The following is a 12,371-nucleotide window of genomic DNA, read 5'->3' on the forward strand; positions in this document are numbered from 1 at the left end:
GGAAGCGTGTTGAAGGATATAAGAAAGAATAAAAAGAAGAAAAATGAAAGTTCTATTATCGGACGTCTTCGGGGGTGGTTTTATCACGGCAGATTTATAGGTTTTGATATTCAGTCGATCATTATGACGGTGCTTACTGCCCTGACGATTATCACAACCGTTATCATGGGTCTGCTGTTGTATAATCGTTTTAAGATGGCAATTAAGCAGACTGCGGTCACGAATACGGAAAATATGGTGGAAAATACTGTTGAAAAGCTGGATGCGGATCTGTTAAATGTGCGTCAGATTACGAATGCGGTGAATTATAATATTATTCAGGAATATGATATTTCCAGTCGGGATTTTAACCGGCAGTTCAGTCTGTTATATGAGATTAATGCCGATAAAATCCAGAGTATGGCGTTATATGATGATAAAGGAAATCTTCTTACGGCAGAACCGGTCGCGGTACAGAAGGATGCTGTGGAACCGTCGGAGCAGGACTGGTATCAGGATGCAGAGGCAGATATCGAGAATATTCATTTCTCTATACCGCATATCCAGAATCTGTTTGTCGATGGCACATATCGATATTACTGGGTTGTATCTCTCAGCCGTTCGGTTGATATCAACGATGGTGAGCAGCCGGGAAGTGGTGTCCTTCTGGTCGATATGAAATATTCGGTGATAGAGAATACATTGGCACGGATCAACGATGCGTCAAATGGAATCTATTATTACCTGTGCAGCCGTGATGGTCAGATGATCTATCATCCTCGCGGAACCGATATGGACAGAGGATATTTCAAAGAAGAATACAGGGATGCAGCAACCTATGAGGATGGAACATATGAACTTACGGTCAATGGCAGGACAAGCAATGTGATCGTAAACAGTGTTGCTTATACCGGATGGAAGGTGGTCGGTGTAGTACCGGAAAGTGTACAGATCGCGAGCATCAACCGATTCCGGTATTATATCATTACAACGGTTATCATTCTTATGATGATGCTTTTAGGAGTGAACCGTATTATTTCGAAGAAGATATCCAGGCCGATTCTGAAGTTAAATGAATCAGTAAAAGCATATGAGGCAGGTGGTCCGACAGATATCTACATCGGTGGATCATCTGAAATCCGCCATCTGGGATATTCCGTTCAGAAATCCTATGAACAGATCGAAGCTTTGATGCAGGAGATCATACGGGAACAGACGGAGCGAAGAAAGAGTGAAATGGATGCGTTGCAGAGCCAGATCAATCCGCATTTCCTTTACAATACTCTGGAATCCATCACATGGATGGTAGAAGCAAAGAAGAATCTGGATGCGGTGTTTATGATCTCCGAGCTTGCAAAGCTGCTCCGTATCAGTCTGTCAAAGGGCAGAACGGTGATCAGAATATCGGATGAGATCCAACATAGCAGAAGTTATATGAATATTCAAAAAGTTCGATATAAGGAGCGTTTTCAGATCGAATTTGATATTGATGAAGAGATTAATGAGTACTGTACAGTAAAGCTGATCGTTCAGCCGATTCTTGAAAATGCCATTTATTATGGTGTAGGGAATATGGATGAGGATGACGGCGGCAAAATCACGATCCGGGGAGAGAAAAAGGACGACGATATATATATTTCCGTAGAAGATAATGGTATGGGAATGAATGAGGACATTGTAGAGAATATATTAAAAGATAATAACAAAGTACCAAAACATGGTTCAGGTGTCGGTCTGATCAATGTTCATTCCAGAATTCAGTTGATGTTTGGAAATGAATATGGTCTGGAGGTTTACAGTGAGCCGGACGAGGGTACAAGGATTGTGATCCACATACCGGCTATTCCATATACAGAGGAGAATCGGGAACAGCTTGAAACACAAAATTATGGAAAGGGGAGAGTGACAGATGAAGAGAAATAGAATTACTTTCCTCATAGCAGAGCTGATCCTGGTTGCCATTGCCGGTATATTTATCAACCGGATCTTTCGGGAAGATAATCCACAGAAACGTGTGGCAGTTATTCTTCCGGATTCCGGTAATACCAGATGGGAAGGTCTGGTTAATGGACTGAAGCAGTCTGCGCAGGTAAATAATATTCATTTGATCATCTGTAATACAGATGAGATCGTAAGTGTAGATGATGAAAAAGAGCTGATCGATGAACAGCTTGAAAATGATGTGGATGCATTTATCATCTGTCCGGCTCCCGGAACAGATACAAAAGATATGCTTACGTCTTTGCAGGCGGAGAAAGAGACCTTTGTTCTGATAACGGAGGATGCATATATGGCAGATGACACAGAATCGACCGGATTTGTAACGATAAAGCCGGATAACTATCAGATCGGCTATACTCTCGGCAGGCAGATCATAAAAAATGATACAGATAAGTCGGCAGGCAAGAAGATCGGAGTGATTGTTGGACGGGCAGAGACTGAGGCAAGTGTCAGCCGTGTAAAGGGACTTACCGATGCACTTGCAGGATATAACTGTGAGTTTGCCTGGACGTATAATCAGAATAGCGGTAAAGATACCTGTAAGGCGGTGGATTCCCTGGAAGCGGTTGATTATATAGCAGCTATGGATACAGAAGCTCTCGATACACTCGGAGAAAATGCTGAAAATGGGTATTATAAAGGGGCAGAAATATATGGGGTAGGTACAAGCATGAATCCATAGCCCTGCTTGATTACAACAAGATTAAATGCCTTGTTGTGCCGGATGGGTACAGCATCGGTTATGAGAGTGTAAATGAGATCGCAAAGAAACTTGGACGACCATTATATACATTAAAAAGTCATGAAGAAGCGATACGGGTAATCTATAAGGATGACCTGTTTTCGGAAGAGACAGAAAGGTTTTTATATTCGTATGAATAGAAAGAAAATAAGAAAAATAATAGCCTGTATATGCATATTGGCAGTTATGGTGTCTCTGGTATCCTGCGACAGCAGGAAAAATCAGAAAGACAGAACTCTGCGGGTCGGCGTTGTTACGTATACGCCGGATGATCCGTTTATCAACGCAATGACAGATATATTGAAGGAGGATCTGAAAGCATTAGAAGCAAGTGATATGAAGGTTATCGTATCAGTCAGAAGCGGAGATAACAGTCAGCAGGAGCAGGATGAAGTGGTGGAGGAAATGATCGATGCCGGATGCGATGTGCTTTGTGTAAATCTGGTCGATCGAACTGCTCCGTCAAATATTATAAGACTCGCAAGACAGAATAATATTCCGGTGATTTTCTTTAACAGAGAGCCGGTAAGAGAGGATCTGCTGCAATGGGATAAGCTGTATTATGTCGGATGTGATGCAGCACAGTCCGGCGAGATGCAGGGGGAGATTGCTGCGGAATATATAAAGAATCATCCGGAGGTGGATCGCAATCAGGATGGTAAGATCCAGTATGTACTCTTAGAGGGTGAAGCCGGACATCAGGATGCGATCAGCCGGACAGACTGTTCGGTAAAGACCATTCTTGAAAATGGTGTGAAGCTTGAGAAACTGACCTATCAGTTTGCAGACTGGAACCGCGCACAGGCAGAGAACCGAATGAGCCGGTTGATCAGTCAATATGGGGATCAGATAGAAATGCTTATTTCCAATAATGATGAGATGGCACTCGGTGCAGTCGAGGCTTATAAGAATGCCGGATATATGCAGAGTGATTATCCGGTCATCTTTGGTATCGATGGATTAGATGATGCGCTGGAAGCTGTTCGGCTGGGCACTATGCAAGGAACTGTCTATAATGACAGAGAAGCACAGGCAAGAAAGATTGCACTGATTGCAGTAGCCTTGTTCCGTGGAAATGATGTGAGAGTATTAGGACTTGAGGATGAACGGTATTATATGGCACAGTATCGTAAGGTCGATGTTAATAATGTGGATGAATTTTTGCAAAAATAGCTATGCAGCAGGAGGTTTGCAGGTATGCAGGATATATGGATTGAATCTTTTTATAATGAAATTGATGCTGAGAAACGACAGGCATTTCTAAAAGAACATACAGGAGATCCAAAGGACGAATTGGACGCATTTCGAGAGAAGCTCTGGATTGCCCGGTATGGCAAACGAAAACCAAAGAATGATGCATTTGTGGGCTATCTGATGCAGATGAAATATATCGCAGAAGGTGGCGGCATGAGCTTGGCGCACAGAAAAGAAAGCAGGCTGCGGAAGTCCTGACAGGTTTATTCCTCGGAAACTATGACAATCTGGATATCGAGAAGCAGGAAATGATATTTTATGAGATTAAAAATGCTTTCCTGAAGCTGATCGGTGTCAGCAAGAACGGACGTGGATTTACTTCTGTTGTATTTGGCATGGGGCAGTTATCCGATGAAAGTGTAGCAAAGAAGATCGCAGATCAGGTCAGCACGATCGCATTTGCCACACCGCATATGCTTCATATGGATAAGGAGTTTGCGGTATTCCAACAGGCAGCACTTGAAGCCTTTCGACAGGAATTCCCGAACCGGGAGCATTTTCTGAAGAAGTAGGGGTGTCCGTGATATGGTGTTGGATAGTTATCAGGACATGCAGGATATTGTTAAATATGCGGTTATAAAAAGAGCGTTATAGGATAAAAAAGCCAGATAAACATTAATTATTGTGTTTATCTGGCTTTTTAATGATTCTTTATGCATTCTCCTGTGTAGCAGCACCTTCGTATACGGCTTCGTTTGTAAGTTCGATGCCGAGCTTCTTAAAGGTTGTCATGTCGACTGCGGACAGGATCGATGATACATGGAGCTGGCAGCCGGACAGCTTTGGAAGCTGTTCTAATGCATGCTTTGCATTTGAATCGGATACAGCACACATGGATAATGCGATCAGAACTTCGTCGGTATGAAGACGCGGATTCTTGCTGCCAAGGTATCCGGTCTTTAAGTGCTGAATCGGTTCTATAAAGGTACGTGAGATCAGATGTGTATTTTTATTAATGTTTCCAAGTACCTTAATTGCATTTAACAATACGGCAGATGCAGGACCGAGCAGATCGGAAGTAGAACCGGTAACGATCGTTCCGTCCGGCAGTTCTAAGGCTGCGGCGGCGGAACCATTTTCCTGTGCAAGGTTATTTGCAACCGGAACAACAGCACGATCATTGACAGTGATCTTTGCCTGCTTCATGATAAGTTCCTGTTTGTATACTTCGTCTTTGGTCGCTTCGTCTTTGACGAAACGGTTCAGAGACTGGTAATATCGTCTGATAATTTCCTGCTTGGATGCTTCTCTGCAGGCTTCGTCGTCAATGATGCAGTTTCCCGCCATATTTACACCCATATCGGTCGGGGATTTGTATGGACAGTAACCATAGATTCCTTCGAACATGGAAGCCAGAACCGGATAGATCTCGATATCACGGTTGTAGTTGACGGTTGTTTCACCATAAGCTTCCAGATGGAAAGGATCGATCATGTTGACATCATTTAAGTCTGCGGTAGCGGCTTCATAAGCCAGATTGACCGGATGCTTAAGTGGGATATTCCAGATCGGAAAAGTCTCAAATTTGGCATAGCCGGCCTTGATGCCACGCTTGTTCTCATGGTACAGCTGTGACAGACAGGTCGCCATCTTGCCGCTTCCCGGACCCGGTGCGGTAACAATGACAAGCGGACGGGTTGTCTCTACATAATCATTTTTTCCATAGCCTTCATCACTTACGATATAGTCAATGTTATTCGGATAACCCTCGATGGAATAGTGATGGTAGACCTTGATGCCGATCGCTTCCAGTTTCTTCTGGAAAATATCGGCAGATGGCTGTCCGGCATATCGTGTGATAACCACGCTGCTGACATACAGCCCTTTCTTTTTATATACATCGATCAGACGGATAACATCCTGATCGTATGTGATTCCCAGATCGTGACGGATCTTATTGCGCTCGATATCGGCGGCGTTGATCGAGATGATCATTTCTGCCTGATCTGCAAGCTGTAAGAGCATCTGTAATTTGCTGTCCGGTGCAAATCCCGGAAGTACGCGGGAGGCATGATAGTCGTCAAATAATTTGCCGCCAAATTCCAGATATAGTTTATCTCCAAATTGTTCGATACGTTCCCTGATGTGTGCGGACTGCATGGACAGGTACTTGTCATTGTCGAAGCCAATGCGTTTCATTTTTTGAAATTCTCCTTCGTAAATTAATCAATATACGGTGGACACTTAAGAAAATGAAGTGCCCTATAAGAGAATACCACAGAGAGGGGAGAAAATATAGAGAAAATTTACTCAAGGCTTCGATTTTCCCCAATATCCTTCCACAGCTTCCTGATTTAGTCCTTCGCCTATGATGATCAGGATCGCCTGTCCATTTGGGATCGGTTTGATCTCGGTCTTCTGGTGGGTGACGTTGATGGATATCCAGTTTTCATCAGCGAGCTTCTGGAACCCTTTAATCCGGAAGACCTTACCACAGGCTGGATCGTGCAGGATTTTCTGGCAGCTTTCTTTTAAGAAATCCTCTGTAAAATCCATATTCATGAAGTACAGACTGTCGTAGGTCTGTTTGTCATCAAACCAGAGTTTCGTATAATTGGCATCCTGATAGCCGGATGAGAGGATTGCTTTATAGTCCTCATCGGTCAGATCTTTCCAGCCTTTTTCCAGAACAACCTGCTTTTGTGTGGACTTAGAGTGCAGAATGTCAAATGACTGTTTTACATAATCTTTGGTAGAGGCTAACTGTTCCGGTGTGACTTCTTGTGAGTGGCTGTATAAAACAGTGCCGGCCTGTGCCACCTGAGAAGCCAGAAGATAACGGGAAGCTTCGGAGAGATTCTGCTCCAGTGTGGCATCAATGATCGTGATAACATTTCCAATCGTGTACCAACGGTCAAGCGGATCTTCGTGCAGGACATCGAAGAATTCATCCATATCGAAGATGCCGGATGGCTCTACCAGAACGCGGTCATAACCACACATTCCCATTGCGATCAGCTTGGTTTTGAATCGTCTGCGGTGACAGTCAGCATCACAACCGCCGGCAACCATTTCCAGTGTACAGTTATCACCAAGGATATCCTGTAACAGCATGGCATCGACATTCACTGCACCAAAATCGTTTTCAAGAATGCCGATATTTAAGCCCTGATCGATCAAGTATTTGGCATATTTCCTTATAAAAGTAGTTTTACCGGAACCTAAGAATCCGGTGATCAAATCTATCTGAATCATAAAAATCACCTCTTGCTGTATTTGCAGATGATATTCGTGTATGCATTCGTAACCTATATGTTATTTGTGTATCTTAACTTGCCAATACAGGGGCATTTGAGGTCGCCGGTACTTGATGGCACATAAGTGGCATCTTAGTACCGCTGCAGACCGAAACGAGCGGAAGCGTCCCCTGATTGGGAATGTTAAGGATACACAAATATAGAAGTAGATAAGTGCACACACGAATACCATCTGCAATCACATTCTAGCATAGGCGGGGGAAAAAGAAAATCGAGGAATGGGAAAAAGTTATCTTGTCTGAATCCCATCCATAAGGTATAGTAACCTTATCACGAAATAAACGGAAAAGGGTAAGACGAATGATTTTAAATGTAGAAAATTTGACACATGGTTTTGGAGACAGAGCCATTTTCAATAATGTATCTTTCCGGCTGCTTGCCGGTGAACATATCGGACTGGTTGGAGCAAATGGTGAAGGTAAAAGTACCTTTATGAATATTGTGACAGGAACACTTGCGCCGGATGAAGGTAAGGTGGAATGGAACAAGCATGTGCGTGTTGGCTATCTGGATCAGCATGCGGTGCTGGAAAAGGGAATGACGATCGAATCTGTGCTGAAGTCAGCATTTTCCTATCTGTTTGAGATGGAGGAGAAGATCAACCAGATTTATGACAGCATGGCGGATGCAACGGATGATGAGATCATGGAAATGATGGAGGAAGTCGGCACGCTGCAGGATCTTCTGACAAATCATGATTTCTATATGATCGATGCCAAGACGGAACAGGTAGCGAGAGCGCTGGGGCTTCTGGAACTTGGACTGGATCATGACGTAACAGATCTGAGCGGTGGTCAGCGTACCAAGGTTTTGCTTGCAAAGCTGTTACTTGAGAAGCCGGAGATTCTGTTGCTTGATGAGCCGACAAACTATCTGGATGCAGAACATATCGAATGGCTGAAACGGTATCTGCAGGAGTATGAGAACGCATTCATCCTGATCAGTCATGATATTCCATTTTTAAATGATGTCGTAAATATCATCTATCATATGGAGAATCAGGAGTTGAACCGCTATGTCGGCAACTATGACAAATTCTTGGAAGTATACGAGGCGAGAAAGGCACAGCAGGAGGCTGCTTACCGGAAACAGCAGCAGGAGATCAGCGAGCTGAAGGATTTCGTTGCCAGAAATAAAGCGCGTGTTGCCACAAGAAATATGGCGATGTCCAGACAGAAGAAGCTGGACAAGATGGATGTGATAGAACTTGCGAGGGAGCGCCCGAAGCCGGAATTTTATTTCAAAGAGGCGAGAACACCGGGCAAGATGTTATTTGAAACCGAGGATCTGGTGATCGGGTATGACAAACGGGCACCACTTTCCAAACCGATCAACCTGCGAATGGAGCGTGGAGAAAAGATCGCGATCGTTGGTACAAATGGTATAGGAAAGAGTACGCTGCTTAAGAGTTTGCTTGGAATCATCAAGCCGATATCCGGTACGGTACATCTGGGTGATTATCTGTATAAAGGTTATTTTGAACAGGAAATGGCCGGAACAGAAAATACCTGTCTGGAAGAAATCTGGCAGGAATTTCCGGGATTTTCACAGTATGAGGTGCGATCGGCACTTGCCAAATGTGGACTGACAACCAAGCATATCGAGAGTAAGGTAAAGGTATTAAGCGGTGGAGAGCAGGCAAAGGTACGCCTGTGTAAACTGATCAATCAGGAGACGAATCTGTTGATCCTCGATGAGCCGACAAACCATCTGGATGTGGATGCAAAGGACGAATTGAAGCGAGCATTGAAAGACTATCACGGTTCGGTTTTGTTAGTCTGCCATGAGCCGGTGTTCTATTCAGATATCGTGACAAAGGTGTGGAATCTGGAAGAGTACAGTGTGTTGACACTGTAATAAAGAAATAAATTTATAATCATGAGGTGAAGACTGTCTATAATCGGATGGGAATATAGACGGCTATAAATATGCTGACAGAGATAATACTGAATGACAAAGTGACAAATGAAAATATCCGGGTACAGGTTATAAGATCCGGGAGAAAAAGTCTCGGCCTGGAGGTGCGACCGGATGGAACGGTACTTGCAAGGATTCCGGCGAGATTATCTGACCGGGAATTAAAAGCATTTATAGAGAAACAACAGGATTGGATCTTAAAGAAGGTGGATCAGGTAAAAAAGCGTGCGGATGCACGAACGAAAATTAAGGTTCCATCTGTGGATGCGTTATCAGATGCAGAGATTCAGAAGATCAAGGATAAGATAGCAGATCGGGTAAAGTATTATTGTGCGGTTATGCAGGTGACAGTTGGGCGCATCACGATCCGCAACCAGAAGACCAGATGGGGAAGCTGCAGCAGTGCCGGAAATGTGAATTTTAATTATCAGTTATATTATCTGCCGGATGAATTACTTGACTATGTGGTAGTGCATGAGCTGGCACATAGACGACATATGAATCATTCCAAAGAATTCTGGTCAGAGGTAGCGCGGTATTGCCCGGACTATAGAGCGAGACGGAAGCAGTTAAAAGAATATCAACTGGCGAATTAAAAATTGAAATGTAAAGGAAGTTTAATATGGGATTATTTCGAAAAAAGAAAGAGCAGGCATCATATGACAGTCAGAGTAAACGACCGGTCATCAAATGCAGCATCTGCACCGGTGAACAGGTCGCTGGTTTTCAGGATATTCATAACGGAATATTTGAAGATATCATGTTGATCCGTGGAAAAGAAGATCTGAAAGTCTTCCGGAAAAAATATGGAATCCCGCAGGATGCGGAGATTCCAAAGATATATTGATTTTCTTTCATATTTTCAATATGATCGCCGAGTGTAACCCCGTCTTTGTTTATATCAATGTCTTTAATACCCATAATAGTACCTCCTGAAAAAATAGTTCCTATATTATCTATAATACAGAGTTCATAACAAATAGCAAAAAGGAGTTTAACAGTGACACAGGAAAATTTAGTAAGATTTGAGTTCCGAAATATTAAAAAGAATGAAGCAGAGCAAACAGCAGAGATCGAACGGATCTGTTTTCCTCCGAATGAGGCCTGCACTCCGGAGATGATGCATTTGCGTGTGGAGAAAGTGCCGGAAATGTTTCTGGTTGCGGTAAATAAAGCAACAGGTAAGATTGCCGGATTTATTAATGGTTTGTCTACAAATGAAACGGTTTTGCGTGATGAATTTTTTCAGAATGCAGATCTGTATGATCCTGCCGGAGAAAATGTAATGATCCTTGGTGTTGATGTTTTGCCGGAATATCGCAGGATTGGGCTGGCTTCCGAGATGATGGAATGTTATAAGAACAGGGAAAGACAGAATGGACGAAAGCGACTGATCCTTACCTGTCTGGAATCCAAGGTTGCCATGTACCGGAAGATGGGATATGAGGATAACGGCATGTCGGTTTCTTCGTGGGGCGGCGAACAGTGGCACGAGATGACGTGTAAACTGGAAAAGGGTATCCCGGAGGCAATTGCAAAGACAGCCTTGGAGCTTGGATAAGGAGAAAGAATATGCATACATTAGAAGCAGCCAGAAAATATGAAAAAGAATATGAAGTTGATGCTGATAAAAGACCGTTATTTCATGTGACACCACCGATCGGCTGGATGAATGATCCCAATGGATTTTCCGTATATAAGGGACAAATCCATTTGTTTTATCAATATCATCCATATAGCAATGTATGGGGACCGATGCATTGGGGGCATCAGGTAAGTGAAGATATGATAAGTTGGAAGCAGTATCCGACGGCACTTGCACCGGATATGGAATACGATGAGGAAGGATGCTTTTCCGGTTCGGCAGTTATGACAAATCTTGGACATGTGTTGTTTTATACAGGAGTCAGTAAAGATAAGAATGGTGGCTGCAATCTTCAGAATCAGTGTATGGCAGTTGGAGATGGTGTAGGTTATAAGAAGCTGAAGAACAATCCTGTTCTCACAGGAGCGGTGATGCCGGAGGGATTCAGCCATATTGATTTCAGAGATCCGAGGTATGGGAAGAAGATGGTATTTACTATATGCTGACCTGCAGCCGGGATGCTCAGAATAAAGGAATGATCGCGTTATTTTCAAATTCTGAAATACATCAATATCTGGAAAAAACAGAGCTTACCGAACAGGAGACAGAAGCTTTTGAGAAAGTAGCAGGTTGTTGGAAATATGAGGCGTATTTGCAGAGCACATGGAACGGTTAGGAAGCGTATGGGAATGTCCGGATTATTTCAGGTTGGACGGAAAAGATGTGCTGTTGTTTTCACCACCTGATGTACAGGCGCAGGGAAATGAACTGCATAATGGTAATAATGCGATCTATGTTGTTGGAACATATGATCATGCAAAAAAGCAGTTTCAAATGGGGCAGCCACATACACTTGATAAAGGTCTGGATTTTTATGCATCACAGACGACAGAACTTCCGGATGGAAGAAGAATCCTGATCGCATGGATGCAGTCATGGCATAATTCATTTATCCCGGATGGACAGGAGTGGCAGGGCATGATGACAATCCCAAGAGAATTATATCTGTCAGATGGCAGGATCATCCAGAAACCTGTGAAAGAACTGGAGCAATATCGGGTTCGGCCGGTTTCCTATTCGAATGAAAAGGTAGAAGGCGGGCAGAACTTTGATGGGATAAAGGGAAGAACGCTGGATATGACAGTAACAATAAAATCCGGTGAATTTCAGGAGTTTTATATTGATGTAGCAAAAGATGCAGAGCATTATACCAGAATTACATATAACAGAAGAAAATGGGAGATCGAAGTTGACCGGACCTTTGCCGGAATGAACCGGGATGTAGTCTGCATCAGGCGGGCAGAGGTAGAATCGGAAGCAGAACGGATAACATTACGGTTTATTCTTGACCGCAATTCGGTAGAACTGTTTGTGAATGACGGAGCGTTGTCAATGAGTACAGCAATTTATACGCCGCAGACAGCAGATGGCATTTCGTTTTTCTGTGATGGAAATGCAATAATCGATATAGAAAAGTTCGATATTGAGATTCCGATGAACAGATAAATTCTGATACCGGTTATAGATATAGTAATCTGAAATACCGACAATGCAATGAATCTATTTGACGGATAAACCATATGTAGTATAATAAATATGACCATTCGTTTAGAAATAAGTGCGGCATTTGCCGTAT

General features: G+C 43.2%; 13 protein-coding genes and 1 pseudogene. 12 read left to right on the forward strand and 2 right to left on the reverse strand.

Annotated elements, in window-relative coordinates; translation table 11 throughout:
- Positions 1–6 precede the first annotated feature (6 nt).
- The 5 genes and pseudogenes from DW959_RS09415 (at position 7) to DW959_RS15110 (ending at position 4,488) form a co-directional block, all read left to right on the forward strand.
- Positions 7–1,902: a sensor histidine kinase gene (locus DW959_RS09415; protein ID WP_181983915.1), complete on the forward strand. Its 1,896-nt coding sequence runs from the start codon at positions 7–9 to the stop codon at positions 1,900–1,902.
- A complete protein-coding gene (locus DW959_RS09420) occupies positions 1,889–2,662 on the forward strand; it encodes a substrate-binding domain-containing protein (protein ID WP_243023373.1) in 774 nt (257 codons plus the stop codon). Before DW959_RS09415 ends, DW959_RS09420 begins: the two co-directional genes overlap by 14 nt.
- Positions 2,663–2,697: 35 nt before the next feature.
- Positions 2,698–2,862, forward strand: coding sequence for a hypothetical protein (locus tag DW959_RS14605; RefSeq protein WP_243023374.1), 165 nt, complete (start codon positions 2,698–2,700; stop codon positions 2,860–2,862).
- Entirely contained in the window at positions 2,855–3,895 is a 1,041-nt protein-coding gene (locus DW959_RS09425; protein WP_117823037.1) for a galactose ABC transporter substrate-binding protein, read from the forward strand. Before DW959_RS14605 ends, DW959_RS09425 begins: the two co-directional genes overlap by 8 nt.
- A 24-nt stretch (positions 3,896–3,919) precedes the next feature.
- A pseudogene (locus tag DW959_RS15110) lies at positions 3,920–4,488 on the forward strand (DUF6553 family protein).
- A gap of 139 nt (positions 4,489–4,627) precedes the next feature.
- Here DW959_RS15110 and DW959_RS09435 read toward each other — a convergent pair.
- Together DW959_RS09435 and DW959_RS09440 are read right to left on the reverse strand one after the other, a co-directional pair.
- Positions 4,628–6,115 carry a DUF1846 domain-containing protein gene (locus DW959_RS09435; protein WP_117823035.1) on the reverse strand — a complete coding sequence of 496 codons (1,488 nt, stop codon included), beginning with the start codon at positions 6,113–6,115 and terminating at the stop codon, positions 4,628–4,630.
- 111 nt (positions 6,116–6,226) lie between these two features.
- On the reverse strand, positions 6,227–7,171 hold the full coding sequence (locus DW959_RS09440; protein ID WP_117823033.1) for a GTP-binding protein: 945 nt from the start codon (positions 7,169–7,171) through the stop codon (positions 6,227–6,229).
- Positions 7,172–7,533: 362 nt separating this feature from the next.
- On the opposite strand from DW959_RS09440, the gene DW959_RS09445 reads away from it, so the two are divergent.
- From DW959_RS09445 to DW959_RS09470, 7 genes are all read left to right on the forward strand, one after another.
- Positions 7,534–9,090 (forward strand): ABC-F family ATP-binding cassette domain-containing protein, encoded by a 1,557-nt coding sequence (locus tag DW959_RS09445; protein ID WP_117823031.1) that lies wholly within the window; start codon positions 7,534–7,536, stop codon positions 9,088–9,090.
- Between the two features lie 71 nt (positions 9,091–9,161).
- Positions 9,162–9,746 carry a M48 family metallopeptidase gene (locus DW959_RS09450; protein ID WP_179969997.1) on the forward strand — a complete coding sequence of 195 codons (585 nt, stop codon included), beginning with the start codon at positions 9,162–9,164 and terminating at the stop codon, positions 9,744–9,746.
- A 26-nt stretch (positions 9,747–9,772) separates the two neighbouring features.
- Positions 9,773–9,997, forward strand: coding sequence for an aspartate dehydrogenase (locus DW959_RS09455; protein WP_117823027.1), 225 nt, complete (start codon positions 9,773–9,775; stop codon positions 9,995–9,997).
- Between the two features lie 153 nt (positions 9,998–10,150).
- Positions 10,151–10,711 (forward strand): GNAT family N-acetyltransferase, encoded by a 561-nt coding sequence (locus DW959_RS09460; RefSeq protein WP_117823025.1) that lies wholly within the window; start codon positions 10,151–10,153, stop codon positions 10,709–10,711.
- A gap of 11 nt (positions 10,712–10,722) precedes the next feature.
- Positions 10,723–11,241 (forward strand): glycoside hydrolase family 32 protein, encoded by a 519-nt coding sequence (locus DW959_RS09465; RefSeq protein WP_182430073.1) that lies wholly within the window; start codon positions 10,723–10,725, stop codon positions 11,239–11,241.
- A complete protein-coding gene (locus DW959_RS14210) occupies positions 11,235–11,411 on the forward strand; it encodes a hypothetical protein (RefSeq protein WP_182430074.1) in 177 nt (58 codons plus the stop codon). The genes DW959_RS09465 and DW959_RS14210 overlap by 7 nt, the downstream gene beginning before the upstream one ends.
- Positions 11,399–12,241: a GH32 C-terminal domain-containing protein gene (locus DW959_RS09470; RefSeq protein WP_118615962.1), complete on the forward strand. Its 843-nt coding sequence runs from the start codon at positions 11,399–11,401 to the stop codon at positions 12,239–12,241. Before DW959_RS14210 ends, DW959_RS09470 begins: the two co-directional genes overlap by 13 nt.
- Positions 12,242–12,371: the final 130 nt, after the last annotated feature.

Origin of the sequence: Clostridium sp. AM46-21 (assembly GCF_003480025.1) — a bacterium.
GTDB classification, from domain to species: domain Bacteria; phylum Bacillota; class Clostridia; order Lachnospirales; family Lachnospiraceae; genus Coprococcus; species Coprococcus ammoniilyticus.